This window comes from Porticoccus litoralis, assembly GCF_030676955.1.
Classification (GTDB): domain Bacteria; phylum Pseudomonadota; class Gammaproteobacteria; order Pseudomonadales; family Porticoccaceae; genus Porticoccus; species Porticoccus litoralis.
Map to the genome: position 1 here is coordinate 294,345 of NZ_JAUUUU010000003.1, position 25,309 is coordinate 319,653.

27 protein-coding genes are annotated in these 25,309 nt (G+C 55.0%); 14 read left to right on the top strand and 13 right to left on the bottom strand.

Going from position 1 to position 25,309, the window contains the following annotated elements:
- Positions 1–67: 67 nt before the first annotated feature.
- Positions 68–355, top strand: coding sequence for a ferritin-like domain-containing protein (locus Q8A57_RS07870; protein ID WP_305170466.1), 288 nt, complete (start codon positions 68–70; stop codon positions 353–355).
- 37 nt (positions 356–392) lie between these two features.
- On the opposite strand, the gene ubiD is transcribed toward Q8A57_RS07870, so the two are convergent.
- Positions 393–1,862 carry a 4-hydroxy-3-polyprenylbenzoate decarboxylase gene (gene ubiD, locus Q8A57_RS07875; protein ID WP_305170467.1) on the bottom strand — a complete coding sequence of 490 codons (1,470 nt, stop codon included), beginning with the start codon at positions 1,860–1,862 and terminating at the stop codon, positions 393–395.
- 50 nt (positions 1,863–1,912) lie between these two features.
- Here ubiD and Q8A57_RS07880 point away from each other — a divergent pair, with 50 nt between their 5' ends.
- Together Q8A57_RS07880 and Q8A57_RS07885 are read left to right on the top strand one after the other, a co-directional pair.
- Positions 1,913–2,344 carry a DUF2784 domain-containing protein gene (locus Q8A57_RS07880; RefSeq protein ID WP_305170469.1) on the top strand — a complete coding sequence of 144 codons (432 nt, stop codon included), beginning with the start codon at positions 1,913–1,915 and terminating at the stop codon, positions 2,342–2,344.
- 2 nt (positions 2,345–2,346) lie between these two features.
- The gene (locus tag Q8A57_RS07885; protein WP_305170470.1) at positions 2,347–2,793 is read left to right on the top strand and encodes an ion channel; all 447 of its coding nucleotides are present in this window, start codon (positions 2,347–2,349) and stop codon (positions 2,791–2,793) included.
- A 9-nt stretch (positions 2,794–2,802) separates the two neighbouring features.
- Here Q8A57_RS07885 and purU read toward each other — a convergent pair whose 3' ends face one another.
- Positions 2,803–3,660 (bottom strand): formyltetrahydrofolate deformylase, encoded by an 858-nt coding sequence (gene purU, locus Q8A57_RS07890; protein WP_305170473.1) that lies wholly within the window; start codon positions 3,658–3,660, stop codon positions 2,803–2,805.
- 113 nt (positions 3,661–3,773) lie between these two features.
- Between purU and Q8A57_RS07895 the strand changes: the two genes are divergently transcribed.
- A complete protein-coding gene (locus tag Q8A57_RS07895; protein ID WP_305170475.1) occupies positions 3,774–4,232 on the top strand; it encodes a glutaredoxin family protein in 459 nt (152 codons plus the stop codon).
- Between the two features lie 6 nt (positions 4,233–4,238).
- On the opposite strand, the gene Q8A57_RS07900 is transcribed toward Q8A57_RS07895, so the two are convergent.
- Entirely contained in the window at positions 4,239–4,775 is a 537-nt protein-coding gene (locus Q8A57_RS07900) for an isochorismatase family protein (RefSeq protein ID WP_305170476.1), read from the bottom strand.
- Between the two features lie 3 nt (positions 4,776–4,778).
- Positions 4,779–5,390, bottom strand: a complete 612-nt coding sequence (locus Q8A57_RS07905) for a TetR/AcrR family transcriptional regulator (protein WP_305170478.1) — start codon at positions 5,388–5,390, stop codon at positions 4,779–4,781.
- A gap of 102 nt (positions 5,391–5,492) precedes the next feature.
- Here Q8A57_RS07905 and Q8A57_RS07910 point away from each other — a divergent pair, with 102 nt between their 5' ends.
- From Q8A57_RS07910 to trpC, 6 genes are all read left to right on the top strand, one after another.
- Positions 5,493–7,013 (top strand): 4-hydroxyphenylacetate 3-hydroxylase family protein, encoded by a 1,521-nt coding sequence (locus Q8A57_RS07910; RefSeq protein WP_305170480.1) that lies wholly within the window; start codon positions 5,493–5,495, stop codon positions 7,011–7,013.
- 76 nt (positions 7,014–7,089) lie between these two features.
- Complete coding sequence (rpe, locus tag Q8A57_RS07915; protein WP_305170481.1) at positions 7,090–7,752, top strand: ribulose-phosphate 3-epimerase; 663 nt, start codon at positions 7,090–7,092, stop codon at positions 7,750–7,752.
- Between the two features lie 229 nt (positions 7,753–7,981).
- Positions 7,982–9,448: an anthranilate synthase component I gene (gene trpE / locus Q8A57_RS07920; protein ID WP_305170482.1), complete on the top strand. Its 1,467-nt coding sequence runs from the start codon at positions 7,982–7,984 to the stop codon at positions 9,446–9,448.
- 11 nt (positions 9,449–9,459) lie between these two features.
- A complete protein-coding gene (locus tag Q8A57_RS07925) occupies positions 9,460–10,038 on the top strand; it encodes an anthranilate synthase component II (protein ID WP_305170483.1) in 579 nt (192 codons plus the stop codon).
- 3 nt (positions 10,039–10,041) lie between these two features.
- The gene (gene trpD / locus Q8A57_RS07930; protein ID WP_305170484.1) at positions 10,042–11,076 is read left to right on the top strand and encodes an anthranilate phosphoribosyltransferase; all 1,035 of its coding nucleotides are present in this window, start codon (positions 10,042–10,044) and stop codon (positions 11,074–11,076) included.
- Entirely contained in the window at positions 11,073–11,882 is an 810-nt protein-coding gene (trpC, locus tag Q8A57_RS07935) for an indole-3-glycerol phosphate synthase TrpC (RefSeq protein WP_439651653.1), read from the top strand. The genes trpD and trpC overlap by 4 nt, the downstream gene beginning before the upstream one ends.
- A 137-nt stretch (positions 11,883–12,019) precedes the next feature.
- On the opposite strand, the gene Q8A57_RS07940 is transcribed toward trpC, so the two are convergent.
- Positions 12,020–12,439: a GFA family protein gene (locus tag Q8A57_RS07940; RefSeq protein ID WP_305170485.1), complete on the bottom strand. Its 420-nt coding sequence runs from the start codon at positions 12,437–12,439 to the stop codon at positions 12,020–12,022.
- Positions 12,440–12,561: 122 nt separating this feature from the next.
- Positions 12,562–13,239 carry a cAMP-activated global transcriptional regulator CRP gene (crp, locus tag Q8A57_RS07945; protein ID WP_305170553.1) on the bottom strand — a complete coding sequence of 226 codons (678 nt, stop codon included), beginning with the start codon at positions 13,237–13,239 and terminating at the stop codon, positions 12,562–12,564.
- Between the two features lie 149 nt (positions 13,240–13,388).
- Between crp and Q8A57_RS07950 the strand changes: the two genes are divergently transcribed.
- Positions 13,389–13,811: an OsmC family protein gene (locus tag Q8A57_RS07950; RefSeq protein ID WP_305170486.1), complete on the top strand. Its 423-nt coding sequence runs from the start codon at positions 13,389–13,391 to the stop codon at positions 13,809–13,811.
- A 545-nt stretch (positions 13,812–14,356) separates the two neighbouring features.
- Positions 14,357–15,328 (top strand): LysR family transcriptional regulator, encoded by a 972-nt coding sequence (locus tag Q8A57_RS07955; protein WP_305170487.1) that lies wholly within the window; start codon positions 14,357–14,359, stop codon positions 15,326–15,328.
- Here the strand turns inward: Q8A57_RS07955 and coq7 are convergent.
- Positions 15,325–15,969 carry a 2-polyprenyl-3-methyl-6-methoxy-1,4-benzoquinone monooxygenase gene (gene coq7, locus Q8A57_RS07960; protein ID WP_305170488.1) on the bottom strand — a complete coding sequence of 215 codons (645 nt, stop codon included), beginning with the start codon at positions 15,967–15,969 and terminating at the stop codon, positions 15,325–15,327. The genes Q8A57_RS07955 and coq7 overlap by 4 nt on opposite strands.
- 69 nt (positions 15,970–16,038) lie before the next feature.
- On the opposite strand from coq7, the gene Q8A57_RS07965 reads away from it, so the two are divergent.
- Together Q8A57_RS07965 and Q8A57_RS07970 are read left to right on the top strand one after the other, a co-directional pair.
- Positions 16,039–16,989 carry an MBL fold metallo-hydrolase gene (locus Q8A57_RS07965; protein WP_305170489.1) on the top strand — a complete coding sequence of 317 codons (951 nt, stop codon included), beginning with the start codon at positions 16,039–16,041 and terminating at the stop codon, positions 16,987–16,989.
- 10 nt (positions 16,990–16,999) lie between these two features.
- Positions 17,000–18,487: an AAA family ATPase gene (locus Q8A57_RS07970; protein ID WP_305170490.1), complete on the top strand. Its 1,488-nt coding sequence runs from the start codon at positions 17,000–17,002 to the stop codon at positions 18,485–18,487.
- 82 nt (positions 18,488–18,569) lie between these two features.
- Here Q8A57_RS07970 and purD read toward each other — a convergent pair whose 3' ends face one another.
- From purD to prmA, 6 genes are all read right to left on the bottom strand, one after another.
- On the bottom strand, positions 18,570–19,862 hold the full coding sequence (purD, locus tag Q8A57_RS07975; RefSeq protein ID WP_305170491.1) for a phosphoribosylamine--glycine ligase: 1,293 nt from the start codon (positions 19,860–19,862) through the stop codon (positions 18,570–18,572).
- A 94-nt stretch (positions 19,863–19,956) separates the two neighbouring features.
- On the bottom strand, positions 19,957–21,531 hold the full coding sequence (gene purH / locus Q8A57_RS07980) for a bifunctional phosphoribosylaminoimidazolecarboxamide formyltransferase/IMP cyclohydrolase (RefSeq protein WP_305170492.1): 1,575 nt from the start codon (positions 21,529–21,531) through the stop codon (positions 19,957–19,959).
- A 15-nt stretch (positions 21,532–21,546) separates the two neighbouring features.
- Entirely contained in the window at positions 21,547–21,807 is a 261-nt protein-coding gene (fis, locus tag Q8A57_RS07985) for a DNA-binding transcriptional regulator Fis (RefSeq protein ID WP_305170554.1), read from the bottom strand.
- A 32-nt stretch (positions 21,808–21,839) separates the two neighbouring features.
- Complete coding sequence (gene dusB, locus Q8A57_RS07990) at positions 21,840–22,826, bottom strand: tRNA dihydrouridine synthase DusB (protein WP_305170493.1); 987 nt, start codon at positions 22,824–22,826, stop codon at positions 21,840–21,842.
- Between the two features lie 73 nt (positions 22,827–22,899).
- The gene (locus tag Q8A57_RS07995; protein WP_305170494.1) at positions 22,900–24,363 is read right to left on the bottom strand and encodes a zinc-ribbon and DUF3426 domain-containing protein; all 1,464 of its coding nucleotides are present in this window, start codon (positions 24,361–24,363) and stop codon (positions 22,900–22,902) included.
- Positions 24,364–24,410: 47 nt separating this feature from the next.
- Positions 24,411–25,289 carry a 50S ribosomal protein L11 methyltransferase gene (gene prmA, locus Q8A57_RS08000; protein ID WP_305170496.1) on the bottom strand — a complete coding sequence of 293 codons (879 nt, stop codon included), beginning with the start codon at positions 25,287–25,289 and terminating at the stop codon, positions 24,411–24,413.
- Positions 25,290–25,309: the final 20 nt, after the last annotated feature.

Here is a 25,309-nt window from a genome sequence, read left to right on the forward strand (position 1 = left end):
ATGCGTCGCCGATGGCTACTTTTGAAGAACGTTATCAGTATCAAATATTAGATAAAGGAGTTCGAGTATGGCCAACGAAGGTTACCATGAGCCCATTGATGAATTGAGTAATGAAACCCGGGATATGCACCGGGCCATTACCTCGCTGATGGAAGAGCTGGAGGCGGTGGACTGGTACAACCAGCGGGTTGACGCTTGCAAGGACCCTGAGCTGAAGGCCATCCTGGCGCACAACCGCGACGAGGAAAAGGAACACGCGGCCATGGTGCTGGAGTGGATTCGACGCCGTGATCCTGCCTTTGACCATGAGCTGAAGGATTTTCTGTTTACCGACAAGCCCATCACCCACGGATAGGTATTTCTCAGCGGGAAGGGGATCGCTTACCAGTCTGTTAGCTGTCGATCCCCAGTGAGTCCCAAATCTCGTCTATTCTCGCTTTGACCTGTGAGTCCATGGTGATGGGTTTGCCCCATTCACGGTTGGTTTCACCGGGCATTTTGTTGGTGGCATCGAAACCGATCTTGGAGCCGAGTCCGGATACCGGGGAGGCAAAATCCAGGTAGTCGATGGGGGTGTTGTCGATGATCACCGTGTCCCGCCGCGGGTCCATTCGCGTGGTCATGGCCCAGATCACATCATTCCAGTCACGGGCGTTGACATCATCGTCGGTGACCACCACAAACTTGGTGTACATAAACTGCCGCAGGAACGACCACACGCCCATCATCACCCGCTTGGCGTGGCCCGGGTACTGCTTCTTCATGGTCACTACCGCCATGCGGTAGGAGCATCCCTCCGGCGGCAGGTAAAAGTCGACTATTTCCGGAAACTGCTTGCGCAGGATCGGCACAAATACCTCGTTCAGTGCCACCCCGAGAATGGCGGGTTCGTCCGGCGGCCTACCGGTGTAGGTGCTGTGGTAGATGGGATTCTTGCGGTGGGTGATGCGCTCCACAGTAAACACCGGGAACTGATCCACTTCGTTGTAGTAACCGGTATGGTCGCCAAACGGACCCTCGTCGGCCATCTCGCCAGGGTATAAATGGCCTTCCAGAATAAACTCGGCGCTGGCGGGCACCTGCAGGTTACTGCCAAGACACTGGGCGACTTCGGTGCGCTCACCGCGTAGCAATCCCGCAAAGGCATATTCGGACAGGCTGTCCGGCACGGGCGTGACCGCACCGAGGATGGTGGCCGGGTCGGCACCCAGTGCCACTGCTACCGGGAACGGTTCTCCGGGATGTTTGAGTTGCCAATCGCGGAAATCCAGGGCGCCGCCTCGGTGGGACAACCAGCGCATAATCAGTTTGTTTTTGCCGATCACCTGCTGGCGATAGATGCCGAGATTCTGACGTTCCTTCTCGGGCCCGCGGGTGATTACCAGCGGCCAGGTGACCAGCGGGCCGGCGTCTTCGGGCCAGCAGGTCTGGATCGGCAGTTTGCCCAGATCCACGTCATCCCCCTCAATAACCACTTGTTGGCATGGAGCTTTCTTCACCAGCTTGGCGGGCATATTGAGGATAGGTTTGAATTGGTGACGTTTTTCCCAAAGGTCTTTCATGCCCTTGGGCGGATCGGGTTCCTTGAGGAAAGCCAGTAATTCACCGACTTCCCTCAGCGCTGAAATGTTCTCCTGACCCATGCCCATGGCGACCCGCTCGGGGGTGCCGAACAGGTTGCCGAGCACAGGGATGTCAAAACCTTTGGGGTTTTCGAACAGCAGCGCCGGGCCCCCCGCGCGGAGGGTGCGGTCACAGATTTCTGTCATTTCCAGGTGAGGGTCGATCTCGGCGCTGATGCGTTTCAGCTCGCCGCGTTGTTCCAGAAAATCGATAAATTCCCGCAGGTCGGAATGCTTCATAGGGTCGCTCTTTTGCTCGGTGTGCCAAGTGTTACGGCATCGGCCAGCGAATGCAACAAGTGCGGGCGGGCGCTGTGTTGGCAGATGCAAATGGATGGTATTGGAGTTACATTAACGCCATGGTTTATCCCGCCCTGATTCTGATCATCGCCCTGATTCATTTCGGCTTTGTGCTGTTTGTGATTGCCGGTGGCCTGCTGGCATTTCACTGGCCGTCGCTGATCTGGGGTCACTTCCTCTGCGCCGTTTACGGTGTTTCCATCATGCTGATTGGTTGGCGCTGCCCGCTGACTGAACTGGAGGTATGGTTGCGGCAGCAGAAGGGGGAATCCATCGTTGCTGGGGAATGGGAGTTTTTGCGCCACTACATCTGGTCGCATTTGGGGCTGGATGGTAATGAGTGGTTTATTACGGCAGCCCTGCTGTTGGCACTTTTGCTGTTTAATTTCCAAGCCTATCAGGCTGTGGCGTTCTGGAGTTAGTTGTGGAAGGGTTGGGTAAAATTTTCCTGTTTAACTCTGCTGTGGTTGGCATTGCCGTACTGATTCTCTACGAGGCATTGTACCGGCTGGCCCTGTTGCTGCCGAAGCTGGGTATAGCGCCGCGCTTTCGGGTGTTGTGTGGCATCTGCGGGGCATTTCTCGCCCACGTAGCGGAAATCTGGCTATTTGCCTTCGCCTATTACCTGTTGCTGCAGATCGGGGGATCAGGTTCCCTGGGCGGCAATTTCGACGGATCGATTCTCGACTGCAGCTATTTCTCTTTCAGCAACTACACCTCACTGGGCTACGGGGATATTGAACCGTTCGGGCATATTCGATTCCTGGCCGGGCTGGAGGCGCTGACAGGACTTATTCTGATTGGCTGGACAGCATCTTTCATGTATATCGAGATGCAGAAATTCTGGGTAGCCGGTAAGGGCAGGCGCTAGCGCAGCCGTCTATTCAAAGACAATCGTCTTGTTGCCGTGTAGTAGTACCCTGTCTTCCAAGTGATAGCGCAGGCCCTTGGCCAGCACGGTCTTCTCCACATCTTTACCCTTGCGAACCAGGTCGGGAATGCTGTCGTGGTGGCTGATGCGCACCACATCCTGTTCAATGATCGGCCCGGCATCCAGATCACTGGTGACATAGTGACAGGTGGCGCCGATCAATTTAACACCGCGTTCCGCCGCCTGATGATAGGGCTTGGCGCCGACAAAGGCGGGCAGGAAGCTGTGGTGGATATTGATGATTTGACCCGGATACCGGGCACACAGTGCCGGGGGCAGAATCTGCATGTAGCGGGCCAGCACAATCACATCGGCCTGGCTCTGTTCGATCAGCTGTTCTACCTCGCCGAAATGCTGTGCCTTGTTGTCCGGGTCAACCGGCGTGTGGTGGTAGGGAATGTTGTGCCAGTTGACGTAACTGCGCAGGTCATCGTGGTTGGAGATGACGCAGGGTATATCAAACTGCATTTCCTTGCTGCGCCACCGATACAGCAGGTCCGACAGGCAGTGGGCCTGTTTGCTGGCCATCAACACAACGCGTTTTGGGGTGCCGGTATCGGTCAGTCGCCATTGCATCTGGTACTGCTCGGCCAGCGGGGCAAAGCGTGCGCAGAGTTCCTCGGCATCGTATGGGAGCGAGTCCGCGGCAATCACCTGTCGCATGAAGAACCAGTTGCTCTCGGGATCGCAGTAATAGTTGGCCTCGGTGAGCAATCCGCCCTCCTGTGCCAGAAAGGTACTGACGGCAGCCACCAGACCAACGCGGTCAGGGCAGGAAATGATCAGGCGATAACTGTGCTCACTCATGGTTTGAGGGTGTCCGATAACGTGTCCATTCTTGAATATGACGGGTTGCCGTAGGCGACCCGGACTGGGATTATACTGTGGTTTTGATATCAAGTTTGACAAAGGGAATTGAGATGATAATCAGGCCTTGGATCGGGATTTTTCTGGCGATGGTTTTTCTGGGGTTTTCACCGGCTCAGGGGGAAATCTATTCCTGGAAAGATGCCAGTGGCCGTACGCACTTCAGTGATCAGAAGCCGGAAGATGTTTCCGCGCAATCCCTGGAGTTGAAGATCAACACCATTAACGCGCCCTCGGTATCCGATAGTGACTTTCTCGATGCGAGAGAGCGAGGCAAGGTGGTGATGTACAGCGCCGTGTGGTGTGGTGTTTGCAAGAAAGCGCGGCGCTACTTCCAGCAGGAAGGTATTGCCTTTAACGAATACGATATCGAGACTTCCCGTAAGGGGCGCCGGGATTATGAGGCGCTCAATGGTCGAGGCGTACCCATTATTCTGGTGGGCAGCAAGCGGATGGACGGGTTCAGCACAAAACGTTTCATGTCTCTTTATGAGGGGAACAAGTCGCGCTGACAGCAGTTACTTGATCAGCCGTAACACATCCCGGAACCGGGGATGATCGGCACTGCCCAACCACTCGAATAGCACCATTTCCGTGGAGACGATTTCCACGCCGTTAGCCGCCATGCGCCGCAGAGCGGCATCGCGGTTTTCCGCTGTGCGTGAGCCAATGGCATCGCTGGTGACGAACACCTGTTTTCCCGCTTCCACCAGCCCGAAGACAGTTTGTAGTACACAGACGTGTGCTTCACAGCCTGTCACGATCAGTTGTTTGGCCGTCGGTATCGCCATATCAGCCCCAAGGGCGCGGCAGGCGTCGAACGTCATTTTTACAAGGACCGGTTCATCTGACTGTAGGTCAAGGCGTTCATCGGTGCGACCTAAACCCTTGGCATTGTGTTCCGTGAATAGGCGGGGAATATCCAACAATCGGGATGCTTGCAGCAGCCTCTGAGTGTTCCGGATCACGGTATCAGCATTGTGGATCACCGGCATCAGACGGCTTTGAATATCCACAACCATAAGGGCGCAGTGGCGTGGATCGATAAGTTGCATGTGCTATCCCAGAGCAGCCTGGTTGGCCAGAGCAGTTGCGTAATCCTGCATCATGACCTCGGCGTTAGCACTGAATATGCGGATGCGGCCAGTGTGGGCAAGTAGGAGCAGTCCTGTGGCATGGGCAAACAGGCTGGCGGTAATTTCCCGGGCGTTACTTTCAGAGGCTCCCAGGGCCAGGGCGGCATTGGTAATGGGGAGCAGACTGTCATGCAGCTGCTTATTGAGCTCGAGATTGCGCTCCTTTCCCAGGCCTGTAGGTTTCATGCCACCGCGAAACAGGTAGAAACCCAGGTCAAGATCCCCCGGGTTATCGCGGTAGTAATGGAAAAAAGCCATGGCGGCGCTTTTCAGCCGTTCTGCGGGGTTGGCCTCGCGGGCGATCGCTTCTTCTGTGGCGCTGCACAAGGCATTCAGGGATTGGGATAATAACTCTGCATAAACAGCTTCCTTTGAGTCGAAGTGGAAATATAGCGCGGCCGGTGTGTATCCGGCAGCCTTGGCAATGGCTCTCAGGCTGGCTCCTTCAAGACCCTCCTGCTCAAAAACCAGACGTGCGGCGTTGAGGATAATATCCCGTTTCAGCTCTTTGGTAGCAGGGCGTCGTTTATTCAAAATCATTCCTGGCCATGGAGTATGGCGACTAGGTTGGGGGCTTGAACAAAAATTCTAACAGCGTTAGATTGTTCGTCAATTATTATTTCAGGGCGTTTCATCATGTTGATGGATAGTGCGGAATACCGGGAATCATTAAGGCGATATCAACCCAGGGTGTTCCTCAACGGCCAGCGCGTGGCCAGTGTCGCCGACGAACCTCTGTTGGCGCCGGGAGTGGCCGCCGTTGGGGTGACCTACGATTTCGCCCACAAACTCCAATATGCGGAGCTGATGACGGCGACCCAGAAAACCTCCGGGAAGCTGGTCAACCGCATGTTGCATATCAGCGAGGACAGCAATGACCTGCTCAACAAGCTGGAGGCAGTAAGACTGGTGTGTGCGGAATCCGGTTGTGCCCAGCGCTACCTGTCTCACGATGCCCTGAATGCTCTCTTCCAGTCGACCTGGCAGACAGATGAGCTTCATGGAACCGACTACCATCAGCGATTTTTGAATTATTTGCACGATGTTCAGGATCAGGACCTGACCTTGGGTGTTGCCATGACGGATGCCAAGGGAGATCGCTCCCTCCGTCCGGGTCAGCAGGCCAACGCGGATGTGTATGTGCACATCAAAGAGCGTCGTGCAGATGGCATTGTGATCAGTGGCACTAAGGCGATTGTCACTGGTGCGCCCTACATGCACGAATTTCTGGTCATGCCCTGCCGCACCCACCGCACTGAGGATGCTGATTATGCTGTGGCCTGTGCGGTTCCGATCGATGCCACGGGGGTGACGATTGTTGCCCGTCCCGCTGGACGGCCCGGAGAGAGTGCGGCCAAGTTCTCCGCCAAATACGGACAGTCCACCGGCGTGGTGATTTTTGAAGATGTGTTTGTTCCCCATGACCGGGTGTTTTTGGCCGGGGAGTGCGAGGAGGGCGGGTTTCTGACCACCAGCTACGCCACACATCATCGGCATTCCTGTATCGGTGCTCGGGCAGGATTTGGTGACCTGCTGATCGGTGCCGGTGCGATGGTCACCGAGGCCAATGGGCTCGACCCCGATCGCCACGGCCATATCCGCGACGCAATGGTGGACCTGATTACCATCACAGAGGGTTTTTATGCTTGTGGCGTGGCTGCATCCGTTTATTGCCAGGAAGATCCAGCAGGCGTGGTTATGCCTGATGCCGTCTTTAGCAATATCGGCAAGTTGCTGCTGGCCAATAAGATCTATGACATGCACCGCCTGGCCCACTACGTATCGGGTGGCATGATTGTCGCGCTACCGGGTCCCGACGAGGATCACAACCCGGAGACAGCCGCGTCCCTGGCAGCGGTACTGGGTGGGCGTCAGGATATTCCTGCGGATAAGCGCCTGGAAGTGGCGCGCTTTATCGAGGATCTGACCGCTTCTCACCAAGGCGGTTGGTACTCGGTGATCTCACTGCACGGGGGCGGTTCACCGGAGGCGATGAAGCGGGAGATCTGGCGCAACTATCCCACCTACGAGAAGCGGGAGTTGGTTGAGCGCCTGTTGGACCGGGGCGTGTTCGATGAAGGAAAACGCACCTCCCGGCAGCCGGGTCGATGCTGTGCCCGGGGTTGCCAGGCGCCGGAGAGCATGGCAAAGCCTTGATCCATAGAGGCCCGGATTGCAGCCCCGGCGGTTCTGCGGCATAGTACGCCGCAGTTAAACGGAGCCGGAAAATACCATGACAGACTACCTGATTGCGCCCTCTATACTCTCAGCGGATTTTGCCCGGCTGGGTGAAGAGGTGAATGCGGTTCTGGCAGCCGGTGCCGATGTGGTGCACTTCGATGTGATGGATAATCACTACGTACCCAACCTGACAATTGGCCCCATGGTGTGCAAGGCATTGCGCAATTACGGTGTCACCGCGCCCATTGATGTGCACCTGATGGTCGACCCGGTGGATCAGTTGATCGGTGACTTTGCCGATGCTGGTGCCAGTTGGATCACCTTTCATCCGGAAGCCTCCCGCCACGTTGACCGTTCCCTGCAACTGATTCGAGATGCGGGCTGCAAGAGTGGACTGGTTCTGAATCCTGCCACTAGCCTGGAGCAGGTCAAATATGTCCTCGACAAGATTGATGTACTGTTGCTGATGTCCGTAAACCCGGGTTTCGGGGGGCAGAAGTTTATTCCGGCCACCCTCTGCAAGTTACGGGAAGCTCGGGCATTGATTGATGCCAGTGGCCGCGATATCCGCCTGGAAATCGATGGCGGCGTCACTGCAGATAATATCCGCGAGATTGCCGATGCCGGTGCCGATACCTTTGTTGCCGGCTCGGCAATTTATGGCAAGGCTGACTACAGTGCAGCCATAGGTGCAATGCGCACGGCCCTTGCTTAGGCTGCAGGCAGGCCCCGAGTGCTTGACTTTGCAGCAACGGTTGAATGAATTAGAATGCGCCCTCTGACAATTGGAGGCTTTTGTGGCATTCGGTAATTGCCCATCTCTCATTTCTGCTCAACTCGGCTGGCGATGGCGCGGCTGCTGATCCCTGCTGCCTGAATGGCGGCCACTTTTTTGCCCCTTTTTTGTCTGAACAATCTGCGCTTGTAAGCGCAAGGGAAGAACCATGACCCCGAATGAATTTGCCGAGCTGGCCGAGCAGAACTATAACCGTATTCCTGTGATGCGAGAGGTGCTGGCCGACCTCGAAACTCCCCTGTCCTGTTACCTGAAGCTGGCCCGAGGGCCCTATTCCTATCTGTTTGAATCTGTCCAGGGCGGTGAAAAATGGGGGCGTTATTCCCTGATAGGTTTGCCAGCTTCCACTGTTCTCAAAGTCTATGGCGACCAGCTCACCATCGAGACCAATGGTGTGCAGCAGGAATGTCGGACTACCACTGATCCGTTGCAGGATATCGAAGCGTTTCACGCCACCTACCGCATGCCTGAGCTACCACAGTTGCCCCGTTTCACCGGTGGTCTGGTGGGTTATTTCGGTTATGACACGGTGCGCTACGTGGAGCCAAAGCTGAAAAACTCTACGCCACCTGACGAGTTGGGCAACCCGGATATCCTGCTGATGGTGTCTGACGAGGTGGTTATTTTCGACAACCTGCTGGGTAAGCTGATACTGGTAGTACATGAAGATGCCAAGGCACCCAATGCCTGGTCACGAGCCCAGGAGCGGCTCGACGATCTGGAAGCTAAGCTGAAATTGCCGGTGCCGGAAATGCCCGGGCTCAACATGGCAGGCAGCGGTTTGCAGGAGTCCGCGTTTGTCTCCAGTTTTGGTGAGCAGAATTACAAGGATGCGGTGAATATCATCAAGGACTATGTTCTGGCGGGGGATGTGATGCAGGTTGTCCCTTCACAGCGGCTGTCCATGGATTTTACCGCTGAACCGCTCAACCTTTACCGGGCTTTGCGCTGCCTGAACCCCTCGCCCTACCTGTATTTCCTGGATCTCGATGATTTTCATATTGCGGGGTCATCGCCGGAAATTCTGGCTCGCCTGGAAGACGGCGAAGTGACGGTTCGTCCCATTGCCGGGACCCGTCGCCGCGGCCATACCGAGGAAGAGGACAGGGCGCTGGAAGCCGAAATGCTGGCCGACCCCAAAGAAATTGCCGAGCATCTGATGCTGATTGACCTCGGTCGCAATGATGTCGGCCGGGTGGCACTGACAGGTTCAGTGAAACTCACCGAAAAGATGTCGGTGGAGCGTTATTCCCACGTGATGCATATCATCTCTAATGTCACCGGGCAGGTGCCACCGGAGACCAGTGCGATTGATGTGTTGCGGGCGACGCTGCCTGCAGGCACCTTGAGTGGTGCGCCCAAAATTCGCGCCATGGAAATTATCGACGAGCTGGAGCCGGTGAAGCGCGGTGTCTACGGTGGCGCCGTGGGCTATATCGGCTGGAACGGTAATATGGACACTGCCATTGCCATTCGCACCGCAGTGATCAAGGGCGGCAAGCTTTATGTGCAGGCTGGTGCCGGTATTGTGGCGGACTCGATTCCCGAGCTTGAGTGGAAAGAGACCATGAATAAGGCGCGGGCCATATTCCGCGCTGCCGACCTGGTACTTTGAGGAGTTGTGCCGTGATATTGATGATTGATAACTACGACTCCTTTACCTACAACGTGGTGCAGTACCTGGGTGAGTTGCATGCTGAAGTAAAAGTAGTACGCAACGATGAGATCACTCTGGATCAGGTTGCCGCGCTGGCACCAGAGAAAATTGTGATTTCTCCCGGGCCCTGCACGCCCAATGAAGCCGGTATCTCCGTCGCGCTGGTGACGGAATTTGCCGGGAAAATCCCTATGCTGGGTATCTGTCTTGGCCACCAGAGTATCGGTCAGGCCTTTGGTGCCAAAGTGGTACGCGCCCGACAGGTAATGCATGGCAAGACGTCGCCGGTCTATCACAATAATTCCGGCGTGTTTCGAGGCTTGGCAAATCCCTTCGAGGCCACGCGTTACCACTCACTGATCCTGGAGCGCGAGTCACTGCCGGACTGTTTCGAAGTCACCGCCTGGACGCAGGATGAAAACGGTGGTGTCGATGAAATTATGGGCGTGCGCCATCGCGACTTTGCGATTGAGGGCGTCCAGTTCCACCCGGAATCCATTCTTACCGAGCATGGCCATGACCTGCTGGAAAACTTTTTAAAGAGTTAAGCCATGAATATTCAACAGGCCATAGCGGCAGTTCTGCAAAGACAGGATCTCAGCATTGAAGATATGCGTGAGGTGATGCGGCAGATCATGACCGGTGACGCAACCGATGCTCAGATCGGCGGTTTTCTGGTGGGATTGCGCATGAAGGGTGAAACCGTTTCGGAAATAACCGCAGCGGCACAGGTTATGCGTGAACTGGCAGCGCCCGTGAGTGTCGGTGGCGAACATCTGGTGGATATCGTTGGCACGGGTGGTGACAGCGCCGGTATTTTTAATGTATCCACTGCCAGCACCTTTGTGGCCGCAGCGGCAGGCGCCAGGGTTGCCAAGCATGGCAATCGATCGGTGAGCAGTAAAAGCGGTAGTGCCGATTTGCTGGAAGCAGCCGGTGTTTGTCTAGACTTGTCCCCGGCTGAAGTGGCGCGGTGCGTCGAAGAAGTGGGTGTCGGGTTTATGTTTGCGGTCAATCACCACAGCGCCATGAAGCACGCGATTGGCCCCCGTCGGGAGCTGGCTGCAAGGACACTCTTCAATTTGCTTGGACCGCTGACCAATCCGGCACGTATTCCCAATATGCTGCTGGGAGTCTTTGACCGCGAGTGGGTAAGACCGGTTGCGGAAGTAATGCGTGAATTGGGCGCTGAGCATGTACTGGTGGTCCACTCGGCAGATGGCCTGGATGAGATCAGTATTGCTGCCGAGACATGGGTGGCAGAGCTTTTAAATGGAGAAATACTGGAATACACGGTTGTTCCGGAAGATTTCAATATTGCCCGTGGCCACTTGCAGGACTTGAAGGTGGTGGATGCGGACGAGAGCCTGGCCATGGTGAAGCGGGCGCTTTCCAAAGATGGCGGTACTGCATCAGATATGGTGGCGCTAAACGCCGGAGCTGCACTCTATGCGGCAGGTGTCGCCACCAGCTTGGCAGAGGGCGTGGGTATGGCCCAGGACGCTATTGGTAGCGGTTTGGCGAAAGCCAAGCTGGATGATCTGGCAGCATTTTCGCGCTGCCTAAAAGAACTGGATACAGAATGATGAATTCCGCGATAAATACACCCACTGTGTTGAAAAAAATTCTTGAACGCAAGGCCGCGGAAGTTGCCCGGCGCAGCCAACAGGTTTCCCTGGAGCAGCTGCAGGAGCAGTGCCGTGACCCTCGTGAAATCAGGGGGTTCGCCTCTGCGCTGCAGTTCAAGATTGACCAGGGGCTGGCCGCTGTGATTGCCGAAGTAAAAAAGGCGTCACCCAGTAAAGGAGTGATTCGTGAGGATTTTGATCCGGTGGGTATTGCCCGCAGTTATGAAAAGGGAGGCGCTGCCTGCCTGTCCGTGCTGACAGAGGAAGAGTTTTTTCTGGGCTCCGACGAATACCTGAAAATGGCCCGTGAAGCCACACGCCTGCCGGTGTTGCGTAAGGATTTTGTGATTGAGCCTTACCAGGTATACGAGTCCTATGTGTTGGGTGCCGACTGTATTCTGCTGATTGTGGCGGCCCTGGAGCAGTCTCAACTGGAAAGCCTGCATGACATCGCTCGGCAACTGGGGTTAGACGTGTTGATCGAGGTGCACAACGCGCAGGAGCTCGACCGTGCCATGGTCATCGAAAACCCGATGATCGGTATCAATAACCGCAATCTGAATACGTTTCATACGACGCTGGATACCACCTTCAGTTTGCTGGGAAAAATTCCCGAAGATAGGATTGTGATTACCGAAAGTGGCATTCTCACCATTGATGATGTGGCGGCCATGCGCGGTCACAATGTCAATGCGTTCCTGGTGGGCGAGACATTTATGCGTGCTGAAGAGCCCGGCCTGAAATTGGTAGAGATGTTTAATTGATAAGCAGGTCTCCCTGCTGCCGTTTGTTAACTATCAATCAACCTTGTAGCCTGGGTTTGGATTCGATTGTGAGCCCCGCGAATGCGGGGCTTTTTTGTGTGCCTGTGGCCGGGCTAACGCCGGTGGCACGGAGAGAGCTACCAGGGTTGTGTGGGGTGTTGCTCCACGCCTTCCGGGATCTGGAACCAATCCTGTTTTTCGCTGACCCATACGTGCAAAGTCGGTTGAATGACCCGGGTGTCCGCTAATGTGCTTGGTTTGAGTTTAAGGACTTCCGGCTGTTGCGGGTTGTAGTGGTAAATGCGATTGCCGCAGCCAGGACAAAACTCCGCACAATTGGTATTGCCGCTGTCCGCCGGCCTCTCCCAGTGTTTCAGTGGTCCGTGGAAGCGGATTGAGGATGCATTTACCATGGCTGTCAGACTAAAAGCGCTGGTAGAGAGTTTTTGACATTCGCGGCAATGACAGGCGATAACCCGCAGGGGAGGCTCCAGTAGTTCATAGGTGATCAGCCCACATTGACATGAACCGCTGATGGGGTAATGAATACTTTGCATGGGAATTCCTTTGCAGTGAAGTCAGGTATTCTCATGATAAGAGTGGGCAGGAGAAGTGTACAAGCTGAATGCAGGCAATAAAAAAGGCCTCATGGAGGCCTTCGGGTAAAACCACTATCCGGTTAGCGCGTACCGAAGACCACCATGGTTTTTCCTTTCACAGAAACTAGACCCTGATCTTCCAGGGTTTTCAAAACCCGGCCTACCATCTCTCTTGAGCATCCGACAATGCGGCCAATTTCCTGGCGGGTGATTTTGATCTGCATACCATCTGGGTGTGTCATGGCGTCCGGTTCCTTGCAGAGGTCTAGTAGAGTGCGTGCTACGCGCCCCGTCACATCGAGAAAAGCAAGGTCGCCCACTTTGCGGGTGGTATCCCTTAAGCGTTTCGCCATCTGAACGCCGATAGCGAACAGGAACTCTGGGTGCTCACGGGAGAGTTCCTGAAACTTGCTATAGTTGATTTCGCCAACTTCACATTCTGTTTTGGCGCGAATCCAGGCGCTGCGGTCCGGTTGCTGGAAGAGACCCATCTCGCCGAAAAAGTCACCTTCGTTGAGGTAGGCAACAATCATTTCCCGGCCATCGTCATCTTCTATGAGTACGGTGACGGAGCCTTTAACAATATATGACAGCGTATCGCCTTCATCACCGGCATAGATGATGGTGCTTTTTGCCGGGTACTTGCGTCGGTGACAGTGAGCCAGAAATTCTTCCACGTTGGGAATGTGGGGGGTTATCGGTGCCGGTGCCAACTCGGGTTCCTCCCTTTTGTGACTTTTTTCAAATAATGCCCCCATTATGGGCACAAAGTCCTCTTTGGCCAAGTTGGTATTTGTCATGAGCTCTACTCCTCATTTGAGTGGCTAGTCGTACTGAATTGGCAATTCTAAAGGTAACTGGGTATCAATTATGTTAGGCTCTCGACACTTTTGAGCACGAGGACGACATGAAAACCAAGATTTCCTGGGGCGGAGACGCCAAATTCATCGCAGAGACGGAAAGCGGACATCAGCTCGTGATGGATGGTCCTCCAGATCATGGGGGCAAAAACCAGGGTGCTCGACCAATGGAGGTTGTGCTCAGTGGCATGGGGGGATGTTCTGCTTTTGACGTGGTGCATATCCTTAAAAAAAGCCGTCAGGATGTCGTCGGTTGCGTTGCTGAAATCGAGGCGGAAAGGGCAGATGAAGTGCCCTCAGTGTTTACTAAAATTCACATCCACTTTGTTGTGTCTGGCAGGAATCTTCGAGAAAACCAGGTGGCGAATGCCGTCAAACTGTCAGCCGAAAAGTATTGTTCAGCATCCATCATGCTCTCTCGCGGTGGTGTGGAAATCACCCACAGTCACAGTATTGAGGCGGTCGACTAAATTCGATCAGGCAGCGATGCTGTCTTCCTCCCCCTTTCTAATAATTCGCAGACAAAAAAATGGGCAGCTTGTGAGCTGCCCAAAGGGATATTAAGAGGGGTAGAAAGTGTCAACTAGGAGGTATAACCCTTGGCGTTGGTGCTTCTCCAAAGTTCATCCAGCGCCAATGTATGGGTGCTACTCTAGTGATCCTCCTGCCATAATTAAAATGTATTATTTTTATTTTCTATATAATTTGAATTCATGTTTTTGTGTGCCGGGCAGCACTGGCTAAAAAAAAAGGCAGCTTGCGCTGCCTTGAAAAGATCTAGAGGGAGTAAGAGGTTTGAAGCCTGGTCAACGGGAAAATCCGAGAGCTGGATTACATTACCTGTCGGTCATGAAGGGCTAAAACCGCGGTTACCCGAATGGTGAGAGAGGGAGGGGGTAGACCCTAGAAATTCTCGGTTTCAGAACACCTTTGCTTCGATTCAAACTATAAGTATCGACAATTCATTACTCAAATGTATTAATATAATGCCAGACATGAATCAGGGTAATTTATTGTGGTTACAAAACATCTGGCTCGAATGGATCTCAATTTGCTGGTTGCTCTTCAGGTGTTGATGGAGGAGCAAAGTGTTACCCGGGCAGCAGAGCGGCTTTACATCACCCAGCCTGCAATGAGTAAAACTTTGCAGCGACTGCGAGAGCTTTTTGATGATCCGCTCTTTATCCGCAGTGGTCGGGGTTTGATCCCTACACCGCGAGCCACAGAGCTGGCTGTGCAGTTGCCAACTGTTCTTTCCAGCGTTTCCCAATTGGTAGAAAAAACGACGTTCGATCCCCAGGTTTACGATGGGGAGATGCGTATCATGACTGCAGAGTTTATAGCTGTTCAGGTTATTCCAACGCTGACTCGGCATGTGATAGCAGAGGCTCCTCACATGTCACTGACATTGACCAGCGAGGCTGGCGAGGAAGCCCGGGCGCTGGAAGATGGTAACCTGGATTTTGCTATCGAGATTGCCCGTCCCTACGGCAGTGAATTTCATGTTACCCCCCTGGGTAATTTTACCCCGGCGGTGTGGATGCGTACCGGTCACCCGCTTGCCGATAGGGAAAAACTGACACTGCGGGAAATGCTGGAATACCCCTTTATCCAATATTACCTGCTGCTTTCGGGAGAGGTTTCCGCATCGGTGGAAAGTCGCTTTGACCGAGAGCTGGCCAAGTTAGGTCTATCCCGTAAAAAGACGTTGGTAACCACCCAGTTGATGACGGCCATGGATGCGCTGTGGCAAACCGACTGCCTGATGATGGCCACCATGCACGACCTGAAAATGGAAGGTGAGACCTATGGCATTGTTCGCAAGGCCTACCCTGAAGAACTGGAGTTTGATAACACGGTGCCTGTCGTGCTGGTACAGCATGCTCGCACAATCAAGTCGCCTGCCCACCAATGGGTCAAGGACCAGATCATAGGAATTGTTCAGGAGATCAAGGAAAAGGCCAAGCAGGCCGCTCGGGCTCGCTAGATTCGGTAGCTGCTTTTGGTCATTGCCTTGGACACCAGGCTCATCAAAGTTTTTACTGGCGCTGGAAACTCAATGCCGCCAGCCTGCAGGGCGGCGTGCGCGTGCCTGGATTCGTCTTCCAGCATCTTGTCAACAATGGCGCGGCTCTTGCTGTCCTTGGGTGGCAGCTCTTGCAGATGGTTTTGTAAGTGTTTGCAGACCTGATCCTCCGTGGCGGAGACAAAACCCAAGCTTAACTTATCGCTGATCAGTCCCGCAGTGGCACCGATACCAAAGGAAAGTCCGTACCAGAGGGGATTGAGCACGCTGGTATGGCTACCCAGTTGCTTCACCCGTTCTTCACACCAGGCCAGATGATCGATTTCCTCGTCCGCTGCCTGCTCCATGTCCTCGCGCACAGAAAATAATTTTGCTGTGAGGGCCTGACCTTGATAGAGGGCCTGGGCACAGACCTCTCCAGAATGATTGACTCGCATCAGCCCTGCAGCATGCTTTTTTTCAGCGTCACTCAACGGTTGCTCCGCATTCCCGGCAGCGGGAGAGCTGCGTTCGGGAGACGGCGCATCTGCCACCAATGTTCTCAGGGCCTTATCGGCCTGAATCAGTAATCCGTCAAAGAATGAGTGTCGTCTGGCGTTCATTGGTCTAATGTTCTGCTGGTTGGAAGGTAAGTATTGTAACAAACTTGTTGCAGCTGCAAGGGGGTGAGCATGATAGGCGCGACAATCGAAGATCTTGGCTACGGTATCTACTGTCTGGACGCCCATTACATCAAGGAGGGGGTAGCATGCTGCTACCTCCTGATTGAGGGTTCGCAGGTGGCCATTATCGAGACGGGGACTGCTCATACAGTCGAAGCTATCCAGGCAGCACTGGGTTCCCTGGGATTGCCGCTGGATGCAGTGCGTTATGTGGTTCCGACCCACGTACATCTCGATCATGCCGGGGGTGCGGGGGTGCTGATGGCTCGGTGCAGAGAAGCTACATTAGTTGTTCATCCCAGAGGCGCACGGCATTTGATAGATCCAAGCCGGCTGATTGAAGGGGTAAAAGCGGTTTACGGAGAAGAAGCTTACAGTGAGCTCTACGGTGAGCTAGTTCCTGTAAAGGAAGAACGGGTTGTTGTTGCAGAAGATGGTGCGGTCATTGAGCTGGGTGGGCGATCACTGCAAATTCGCCATACCCCCGGCCATGCCGAGCACCATTTTTGTGTCTGGGATACCCGCAGTCAGGGCTGGTTCACAGGCGACACCTTTGGCCTGAGTTACAACTTTGAAACCCTGGCTGACGAAAGACTTATTCTGCCAACCACAACCCCTGTTCAGTTTGATCCGGATAAACTGCTCGATTCACTGGATTTGTTGATGAGCTATGATCCCCGGCGTATGTATCTGACCCATTATGGTGTGCTGGAAGCCCCGGCAAACTATGTGCAAAGCCTGAAACATCAAATCAGGAGCTGGAGCCAGATGGCATTAAACTTGGCGTTGGAAGATGACAGGGAGCAAGCCATTGCCGAGAAATTGTCTGAATCGCTCAGGCAGCAAATTCTGGAACAATGGCCAAATGTCGACGCCGCTGAAATTCTCAATGATCTGGCGATGGATATTGAGCTCAATGCCCAGGGCATTGAGGTGTGGTTAAAACGCAACGAACAATAGGAAAAAAGATATGCAGGATGCTCATGACCTGGGGGTGATTGTTGACGCTCGGGTACCCCTGGTGGTGCTGGAGACCCACGAAGAAACTCGCGCGATTGATTTGCTGTTACGGGTAGCGCGTCAGCGGGACAAACCGCTATTTCAATGGACGCTGACCGACGGGCTACGGCGAGCGGACTTTGGCTTGCAGCTGGCAGACAACAGTCAGCATGCGGAACCTGAAGCCGTCTTGTCTTTTTTGAAAGAGCGGGCCGAACCGGGCTTTTACGTACTCTGTGACTTTCATCCCTGGTTAAGTGATGAGCCAAAAAATGTGCGCTTGCTGAAAGACATTGCGCTGCGCAACAGCGGTGGTCAGATTACCGTGATTCTGGTGAGTCATCGCCTGCAATTACCCCCGGAACTGTCCAGGCTTGGGGCGAGTTTTAGTATGTCCTTGCCTGGCGATGACCAGATTCATACCCTGATCCGCGATGAGGCGAAACTCTGGGCCCAGGGCAACGGTGGTCGCAAGGTCAAAACCGATAACGGTACGCTGCAAAAGCTGGTGGCCAACTTGAAGGGGCTAACCCAGAGCGAGGTTCGACATCTGGTACGCGGGGCTATTATTGACGACGGCGCCATTACTGAGTCAGATCTGCCGGAGGTGAATCGTGCCAAGTTTCAGCTGATGGACCTGGAAGGCGTGCTCAGCTACGAGTATGACACGGAAAAATTCGCATCTGTCGGTGGTATGGATAACCTGAAAGCGTGGCTGGAAGCGCGTCGGCAAGTGTTTGCGGGTGAGAACAATATGCCTGGGATTGAATCCCCGCGAGGTATTCTTCTGCTCGGTGTTCAGGGTGGTGGCAAGAGCCTGGCGGCCAAGGCGGTAGCCGGGTTGTGGCAGGTACCACTGTTGCGTCTCGACATGGGCGCGCTGTACAACAAATTCCATGGTGAAACAGAGCGTAACCTTAGGGAGTCTCTGGCGCTGGCCGAGAAAATGTCGCCCTGTGTGCTCTGGGTGGACGAGATTGAAAAAGGCGTGACAGGAGATAGTTCAGATTCGGGTACCTCCCAGCGTGTGTTGGGAACCTTGCTCACCTGGTTGGCGGAAAAACGTGAGCCGGTGTTTGTGGTGGCGACAGGTAATGATATTTCTCGGCTGCCACCAGAGCTGGTGCGCAAGGGCCGCTTTGATGAGCTGTTTTTTGTCGACCTGCCGGATAAGAGTACACGGGAAGATATTTTTGCCATTCACCTAGCCCGGCGGGAACTGGACGTTGCCCAGTTCCAGTTGACGGCATTGGCGGCAGCTTCAGAGGGCTTCACCGGAGCAGAAATTGAGCAGGCCGTGGTATCGGGCCTTTATAGTGGTTTGGCGCAAAATGAGGTGCTTAATCAATCGCTCCTGCTGGCAGAGTTGGCAAAAACCAGTCCATTATCGATGGTTATGGCTGAAAAGCTGGCGCTGTTGCGGCAGTGGGCAGAAGAGCGAAATTTGGTGAGAGCCTGACCGATAATGAACTATCAAATGTAGAGAGCTAGCCCATAAAAAAGCCCGGCATATGCCGGGCTTTTTTGTGTGAGAACAAGCATTAGTTGCTGCCTTGTTCTCGGGCCACGGCTCGGTAGCCAATATCCGTGCGGTAATACACCTTGTCCCAGCTGATCTGCTCGACCAGCTGGTAGGTGCGCTGTTGGGCACTGGTGACACTGTCCCCCAATCCGACGGCGCAGAGCACTCGGCCTCCGTTGGTGGTCACCGCACCATCGATCATTTTGGTGCCCGCATGAAACACTTTCTGGTCACCAGTCTCTTGATCTGGCAGGCCGGAGATAATGTCGCCTTTGGGATAGCTGTTTGGGTATCCGCCAGCCGCCAGCACAACACCGACTGCAGCGCGCTGATCCCACTGGGTTTCACATTGGTCCAGAGTTTTGTCCAGTGCGGCATTGCACAGGGCCACCAGATCCGATTGTAGGCGCATCATGATTGGCTGGGTCTCGGGGTCGCCGAAGCGGCAGTTGTACTCGATCACTTTGGGGCTGCCATCGGGCATGATCATCAGCCCCGCGTAGAGGAAACCGGTGTAGCTGTTGCCTTCGGCTGCCATGCCGTCAACGGTTGGTCGAATTACTTCAGCCATGATGCGATCGTGGATATCCGGGGTGACCACCGGTGCCGGTGAATAGGCGCCCATGCCGCCGGTATTGGGGCCCTTGTCGCCGTTATCACGGGCTTTGTGGTCCTGGGAAGTGGCCATGGGCAAGATGTGCTCACCGTCCACAATAACAATAAAGCTGGCTTCCTCGCCGGCCAGAAACTCCTCAATCACCACCCGGTGACCCGCTTCGCCAAAGGCGTTGCCGGCCAACATATCGCGGACGGCATTTTCTGCTTCTTCCAGAGTCATGGCGACGATCACGCCTTTACCGGCAGCCAACCCGTCTGCCTTAACCACGATTGGGGCACCTTTTTCTTGAAGATAGGCTAGTGCCGGTTCAATCTCGGTAAAGTTCTGGTAATCGGCTGTCGGGATGTGATGGCGGGCCAGGAAGTCCTTGGTGAACGCCTTGGAGCCCTCCAGTTGTGCGGCACCCTTGCTGGGCCCAAAAGCGCGCAGGCCCCGCTCGGCGAAGAAATCGACAATACCGTCCACCAGGGGTTGCTCCGGGCCGACGATGGTCAGGGCAATGTTATTTTGCTCGGCGAAATCGGCCAGGGCGGCAAAGTCGTCGACGCCGATATCGATATTCTGCAGCCGGGGTTCCAGTGCTGTGCCGGCATTGCCGGGAGCAACGAAGACAGTTTTGACCCCTTCACTTTGAGCCGCTTTCCACGCCAGTGCGTGTTCCCGTCCACCAGAGCCGATGACCAGAATATTCATGGGAGATTCTCTTGCCTGAAATGAAAGCGGCGATTGTACCGGCAAGGCACAATCGCCGCAAAATCAAAGCCCTGAAATTATGTTTGGGGCGCTATTAGTGACGGAAGTGTCGCATGCCGGTGAAGACCATGGCCATGCCATGTTCGTCGGCTGCGGCAATCACTTCGTCATCGCGAATGGAGCCCCCAGGCTGGATCACACAGCTGATCCCCACCTTGGCAGCATTGTCGATGCCGTCCCGGAACGGGAAGAAGGCATCGGAAGCCATCACTGCACCTTTCACTTCAAGGCCCGCATGCTCTGCCTTGATGGCGGCGATTCGGGCTGAGTTAACGCGACTCATCTGGCCAGCACCGACACCGATAGTCTGGTTGTTTTTGGCGTAAACAATGGCGTTGGACTTGACCATTTTTGCCACTTTCCAGGCAAACAGCAGATCGGTCAATTCCTCGTCTGTGGGTTTGCGTTCTGTAACCACCTTCAGGTCGGATGCCGTCACCATGCCGTTATCGCGATCCTGTACCAGCAGGCCGCCGTTGACACGTTTGAAATCAAAATCTTGAGGACGACGGTCGCCCCACTGGCCGCACTCCAGTAGGCGAACATTTTTCTTGCTGCTGACAGCTTCTACCGCCGCTGCAGAAACGCTTGGCGCGATGATGACTTCCACGAACTGGCGTTCGCAGATGGCTTCAGCCGTGGCAGCGTCCAGCTCGCGGTTAAAGGCAATGATGCCGCCAAAGGCAGATTCCGGGTCAGTGGCAAACGCCAGGTCGTAGGCTGTGCTGATATCTACTGCAACAGCGACGCCGCAGGGATTGGCGTGTTTGACAATGACGCAGGCCGGGGCATCAAACTGCTTGACGCATTCCAGTGCTGCATCGGTGTCGGCGATATTGTTGTAGGACAGTTCTTTACCCTGCAACTGACGGGCAGTGGCAACACCGGTATCCGCCGGGTTGGCTTCGACGTAGAAGGCCGCCTTTTGGTGTGGGTTTTCACCGTAGCGCATTTCCTGGGTTTTCAGGAATTGCGTATTAAAGGTGTCGGGGAAGTCGCGCTTCTCGTTGGCCGTATTTCTTGCGCCAAAGTGGTTGGCAATCATGCCGTCATAGGCTGCGGTGTGCTCGAAGGCTTTTACCATCAGGCCGTAGCGGGTGTCATAACTGAGCTGCCCGTTATTGCCCTGAATTTCGTCGAGTACCGCACTGTAGTCGCTGGCGTTGACCACGATGGCGACATCTTTGTGGTTTTTCGCTGCGGAGCGAACCATGGTGGGGCCACCGATATCAATATTTTCGATGGCGGTGGGCAGGTTGCAGTTGGGGTCTGCTACTGTGCTGGCAAAGGGGTACAGATTTACCACCACCATGTCGATGGGCAGGATGCCGTGTTCATTCATCACCGCGTCGTCAGTGCCGCGACGGCCAAGAATGCCTCCGTGTACCTTGGGGTGCAGCGTTTTGACGCGGCCGTCCATCATTTCCGGAAATCCGGTGTAGTCGGAGACTTCGCGAACAGGGATACCGCTCTCGCTCAACAGGCGGAAAGTGCCGCCGGTGGAAAGCAGTTCTACCCCCTGGTCAGCCAGGGCTCGTGCAAAATCGGCAATTCCAGTTTTATCGGAAACGCTGATCAGGGCGCGGGAAACTTTACGCAGGTCGCTCATCTCGTCCTCTATGTCTTACAGCAGGTTGTATTGTTTGAGTTTTTTTCTGAGGGTGCCGCGGTTAAGCCCAAGCATTTCCGCAGCCTTGCTCTGGTTGTTACGGGTGTAGGCCAGCACGGCTTCCAGTAGTGGTACTTCTACTTCGCTCAGCACCAGTTGGTAAAGGTCGTTGGTGGGTTGTCCATCCAGATGCAGAAAGTACTGTTCCAGGGCGTTAGCAACGCACTGGTGTAGAGATTCGTGTTGATGGCCGTTATCCAGAGATTCGGTGTTCATTTCCGCCTGGATAGTAAAGGTGTCAATGGCGCTCATGCGGCTGTATCCCATTCTTCTTGTCTCGTCAAAAAGAGTTTCAAACTTTGTTGTTGTTGGCTGGGCGTGTCCAGCAGATTGAAGTACTTCCGAAATGTCTCACCGCTCGGCAGGCTGTCAACGTACCAGCCTATGTGTTTGCGGGCAATGCGTGTGCCAAGATAGTCGCCATAATGTTCATGTATGGCTTGCAGATGTTCACTGATGACAGAGATCCGTTCCTCGGTGGTGGGAGCCGCCAGCAGTGTTCCGGTTACCAGGTAGTGGTTAATTTCGCGGAACAGCCAGGGGTTTCCCTGGGCGCCCCGGCCGATCATGACGGCGTCAGCACCGGTGTGCTCTAGCACTAGTCTGGCTTGCTCGGGAGAGCGGATATCGCCATTGGCAAACACGGGAATATCGACAGAGGCCACCACTTCGGCAATGGTGTCGTATTCCGCATCCCCTTTGAAGCGACAGGCGCGTGTGCGACCGTGAACGGCAATTGCCTGGATGCCGGAGTTTTCTGCGATTCTGGCGATTTGCACGGCATTGCGGGATTCAGTGTCCCAGCCCGTGCGAATCTTCAGTGTGACCGGGACCGGAACCGCATTGACCACGGCACAGAGGATGTCTTCCACCAGGACTTCATCCTTTAATAGCGCCGATCCTGCTGCGCGTTTGCAGACTTTTTTTGCCGGACAACCCATGTTGATGTCGATGATCTCGGCGCCAAGTAGGAGGTTTTGCCGGGCGGCTTCCGCCATCATCTCGGGGATGCTACCTGCGATCTGCACGGACTTCGGTGTTGGCTCATCTTCGTGGGGAAGGCGCTGCTGACTTTTTCGGGTATGCCAGAGGCTGGTGTCAGAAGTGACCATTTCCGATACGGTCATACCGGCACCCAGTCGCTTACACAGTTGGCGAAATGGCCGGTCAGTCACGCCGGCCATGGGGGCCAGAATGGTGCGCGATGCCAGAACGTGATTGCCAATGGTAACCAAGTTGAGTTGCCTTTAAACGATGTCAAAAAAGGGGGGTGGCTATAATACCCGCACTTGAGATAAGGAATAAAGGCTATTCCTGGATGAATAATGAGTAACTGACGGCCTGCTCTCCCGGGTCGACCAGTGTTAGTCCCAATCGGACCGGTTGGTTCGGGGGCATCATTCTGACACCGGACATTTCGCCGGAGAGGTAGTCGGCAGGCTTCAGATGCCTCTGAGCCACGGCTTCTCCCTGCAGATCCTCAAAGCGAAGCAGAAGGTCCGGAAAGGGTTGGGCAAAGTCGGCATGGTTGATAATGACGGCGTCCACGGAGAGTGCGCCGGGTATCTCGGGTTTGCTGTAGACCAGTAAAGATTCACTGCGGATCTTGTCAATGTCGCGGATGACCGGGACCGTGCAGCCGGTGAGTTCACAGTAGCGCAAAACCCAGGGCCGATAGTCTGGGTTTTTGCCCAGGACATCTGCATAGAAAAAACCATATTGGGCAACAATACAAAGCGCGGCAAATAGGGAAAGGATGCTCCATTGCCAGGGAAAGGGATGATGCCGGGTTTGTGCCACCGGAATATCTGTAGCAAGGGTTGCGTCAAAGCCTTCAGGTAACGCCACACTGACTTCGGCTTCGGCTTCGGCTTCGGCTTCGGCTTCGGCTTCGGCTTCGGCTTCGGCTTCGGCTTCGGCTTCGGCTTCGGCTTCGGCTTCGGCTTCGGCTTCGGCTTCGGCTTCGGCTTCGGCTTCGGCTTCGGCTTCGGCTTCGGCTTCGGCTTCGGCTTCGGCTTCGGCTTCGGCTTCGGCTTCGGCTTCGGCTTCGGCTTCGGCTTCGGCTTCGGCTTCGGCTTCGGCTTCGGCTTCGGCTTCGGCTTCGGCTTCGGCTTCGGCTTCGGCTTCGGCTTCGGCTTCGGCTTCGGCTTCGGCTTCGGCTTCGGCTTCGGCTTCGGCTTCGGCTTCGGCTTCGGCTTCGGCTTCGGCTTCGGCTTCGGCTTCGGCTTCGGCTTCGGCTTCGGCTTCGGCTTCGGCTTCGGCTTCGGCTTCGGCTTCGGCTTCGGCTTCGGCTTCGGCTTCGGCTTCGGCTTCGGGCAGGCTGATGTCGATGATTTCCAGATTAAGTAGGCTGCTGTCTTGTGCTACCGGTGGCGCTGTATAGGGGGCCGCAGTTGAGGTTGGATACTCCTCGGGTTCTGGCGTAGTTAGGTCAATCCCGGCGGTCAGGTCTACCCCTGTGACTGTTTCTTCTTCCCAGGCCGAAGCGGGGGTTGGTTCTGGCTCCGGCATTCCATCGGCGGGATCGCCTGAGAGCAGGTCGGCATCCATATCATCGTGGATAAGGAAGTCGTCTGCGTTATCGTCGGTTTCAGTTTGGGATTCGGGCGTGTCGGGTAGGCCGAATAACGGGTTTTCAACCAGGTTTTCTCTGGCATTAAAGACCAGTAAACAGGCGCCGCAGCGAACCAGGCCATTGGCGGCTTGCAGTTGGGCTGGCATGGCGCGGAAGGAAACCGAGCAGCCCGGACAGCGAGTGATTATTTCATTCATCGACGGCAGGTTGTCCGGAAAATGTCAGCCTATTCTATCGACATGGCTCAGCGCTTGACAGCCGTAAGTCGGACCCATTGTTCCTGTTGTGCGGGTGGGTCGAAGTCAAACCAGTCGGCATAGCTGGCCATCACTTCTTCAGCCTGCTGTTCTATCAGGCCTGACAGGCAGAGTCTGCCACCCGGGTTGGTGCGTTCTGCGAGCTTGGGAGCTAGCTCAACCAGGGGGCCTGCGAGAATATTGGCGATGACGACATCGGTGGGCTGTTGTGGAGCCTGCTCGGGTAAGAATACAGCCACTTTTCCGGGTTCAAGGTGATTGCGCTCAGTGTTGTCGAGGGTCGCGCTCAGCGCCTGAGGGTCGATATCGACACAGGTTGCAGATGAGGCGCCCAGTAGCAATGAGGCGATGGCAAGAATCCCCGAGCCACAGCCGTAATCGGTGACGCTCTTTCCTTTTAGATCAAGGCTGTCGAGCCACTGTAGGCACAGAAAGGTGGTTGGGTGGGTGCCTGTGCCAAAGGCCAGCCCCGGATCAAGCAGCAGATTTACAGCGCCGGGGTTTGGTGGCGCAATCCAGCTTGGGCAAATCCACAGGTGCGAGCCGCATTGAATGGGCTGGTAGTGTTTCATCCACTCCCTTTCCCAGTCGCGGTCTTCCAGGGGGGACCAGCGATAAGCTAGCTCCGGAAGATCTAACTGTTCTTCGAGAAAGGAGATGACGGCGGCTGTATCAACGCCGGCATCAAATAATCCGGTGATCCGGGTTTGTTGCCAGAGTGGCGTTTCGCCGAGCGCGGGCTCAAGAATGGGTTCGTCGGCATTGTCCTCGAAGGTGACGGATGCTGCGCCTGCGTCAAGCAGGGCATCTTCTATGTGTTCGGCAGATTGGCGATTGCTGTCGATGCGCAGTTGCAACCAGGGCATGGGTTCTCCAAAAGAAAAAG

Excerpts from the sequence above, each read along its gene's own strand:
- Q8A57_RS07910 (WP_305170480.1), top strand. The coding sequence starts at position 5,493 with ATGTTGATGGATAGTGCGGAATACCGGGAATCATTAAGGCGATATCAA.
- Q8A57_RS07900 (WP_305170476.1), bottom strand. The coding sequence starts at position 4,775 with ATGCAACTTATCGATCCACGCCACTGCGCCCTTATGGTTGTGGATATT.
- coq7 (WP_305170488.1), bottom strand. The coding sequence starts at position 15,969 with ATGAACGCCAGACGACACTCATTCTTTGACGGATTACTGATTCAGGCC.
- fis (WP_305170554.1), bottom strand. The coding sequence starts at position 21,807 with ATGAACACCGAATCTCTGGATAACGGCCATCAACACGAATCTCTACAC.
- Q8A57_RS07965 (WP_305170489.1), top strand. The coding sequence starts at position 16,039 with ATGATAGGCGCGACAATCGAAGATCTTGGCTACGGTATCTACTGTCTG.
- trpE (WP_305170482.1), top strand. The coding sequence starts at position 7,982 with ATGACCCCGAATGAATTTGCCGAGCTGGCCGAGCAGAACTATAACCGT.
- Q8A57_RS07870 (WP_305170466.1), top strand. The coding sequence starts at position 68 with ATGGCCAACGAAGGTTACCATGAGCCCATTGATGAATTGAGTAATGAA.
- crp (WP_305170553.1), bottom strand. The coding sequence starts at position 13,239 with ATGGGGGCATTATTTGAAAAAAGTCACAAAAGGGAGGAACCCGAGTTG.
- trpC (WP_439651653.1), top strand. The coding sequence starts at position 11,073 with ATGATGAATTCCGCGATAAATACACCCACTGTGTTGAAAAAAATTCTT.
- trpD (WP_305170484.1), top strand. The coding sequence starts at position 10,042 with ATGAATATTCAACAGGCCATAGCGGCAGTTCTGCAAAGACAGGATCTC.
- purD (WP_305170491.1), bottom strand. The coding sequence starts at position 19,862 with ATGAATATTCTGGTCATCGGCTCTGGTGGACGGGAACACGCACTGGCG.
- purU (WP_305170473.1), bottom strand. The coding sequence starts at position 3,660 with ATGAGTGAGCACAGTTATCGCCTGATCATTTCCTGCCCTGACCGCGTT.
- Q8A57_RS07940 (WP_305170485.1), bottom strand. The coding sequence starts at position 12,439 with ATGCAAAGTATTCATTACCCCATCAGCGGTTCATGTCAATGTGGGCTG.
- ubiD (WP_305170467.1), bottom strand. The coding sequence starts at position 1,862 with ATGAAGCATTCCGACCTGCGGGAATTTATCGATTTTCTGGAACAACGC.
- Q8A57_RS07950 (WP_305170486.1), top strand. The coding sequence starts at position 13,389 with ATGAAAACCAAGATTTCCTGGGGCGGAGACGCCAAATTCATCGCAGAG.
- Q8A57_RS07970 (WP_305170490.1), top strand. The coding sequence starts at position 17,000 with ATGCAGGATGCTCATGACCTGGGGGTGATTGTTGACGCTCGGGTACCC.
- prmA (WP_305170496.1), bottom strand. The coding sequence starts at position 25,289 with ATGCCCTGGTTGCAACTGCGCATCGACAGCAATCGCCAATCTGCCGAA.
- rpe (WP_305170481.1), top strand. The coding sequence starts at position 7,090 with ATGACAGACTACCTGATTGCGCCCTCTATACTCTCAGCGGATTTTGCC.
- purH (WP_305170492.1), bottom strand. The coding sequence starts at position 21,531 with ATGAGCGACCTGCGTAAAGTTTCCCGCGCCCTGATCAGCGTTTCCGAT.
- Q8A57_RS07995 (WP_305170494.1), bottom strand. The coding sequence starts at position 24,363 with ATGAATGAAATAATCACTCGCTGTCCGGGCTGCTCGGTTTCCTTCCGC.
- Q8A57_RS07895 (WP_305170475.1), top strand. The coding sequence starts at position 3,774 with ATGATAATCAGGCCTTGGATCGGGATTTTTCTGGCGATGGTTTTTCTG.
- Q8A57_RS07880 (WP_305170469.1), top strand. The coding sequence starts at position 1,913 with ATGCAACAAGTGCGGGCGGGCGCTGTGTTGGCAGATGCAAATGGATGG.